Source organism: Spiroplasma sp. hy2, from assembly GCF_044714365.1.
In the GTDB taxonomy this organism is placed as follows: domain Bacteria; phylum Bacillota_I; class Bacilli_A; order Mycoplasmatales; family Mycoplasmataceae; genus Spiroplasma; species Spiroplasma phoeniceum.
The window spans coordinates 1-586 of sequence record NZ_RXFZ02000343.1; the positions used below are offsets into that span (position 1 = coordinate 1).

The 586-nt window shown below is 21.9% G+C and carries 1 protein-coding gene; it reads right to left on the bottom strand.

What is annotated here, in order from left to right; all coding sequences use genetic code 4:
* Positions 1-586 (bottom strand): hypothetical protein (locus EHV01_RS06420; RefSeq protein WP_422066732.1); only part of this gene is annotated, 586 nt, incomplete at both ends.

Consider the following 586-nt stretch of genomic DNA (forward strand, 5'->3'; position numbering starts at 1 on the left):
TWTTTTTGGTTTTGATATTATTTTAGTATGTAATTTTTGATACCCTATTTTTAAATTAGTAGTATATTCTCGTTGCTCTAATAATCAATTTTTATTATCAATATATTGTTTATTTTTATTTAATTTACTATCTTTTAAATTATAAAAATTAGTACTATATTTATTAATTTCTTTATTTAATTCTAATAAATTTTTATTAATACGACTAGCTCTTAATTTAACATCACCGCCACCTTTATTTTGTTGTGTATATATTTGTCAATTAACATATTCTCTTAATTCACTGCGTAATCATACATGTAATCACATATTTCAAAATACTGACCCTGCCCCAGTTCCATTTTTACCAGTTGCTGATTTCATTGCTTGTCATACTTGAATATGTACTTTTGGATAAGTATAAGGTCCATATCATCTTTTTTGTTTATCATTATCTGATTGAATTAAAATAGTTAAATTACCTATTAATTTTTGTTTATTAGTTATTTGAAAAAATCCCTTTTTACATCAACTACTAGATAATATAGTTCAATTACTTTCCGATGGTGTTAATGATTTTACAATTTCTTTATATTTATTTTTATWA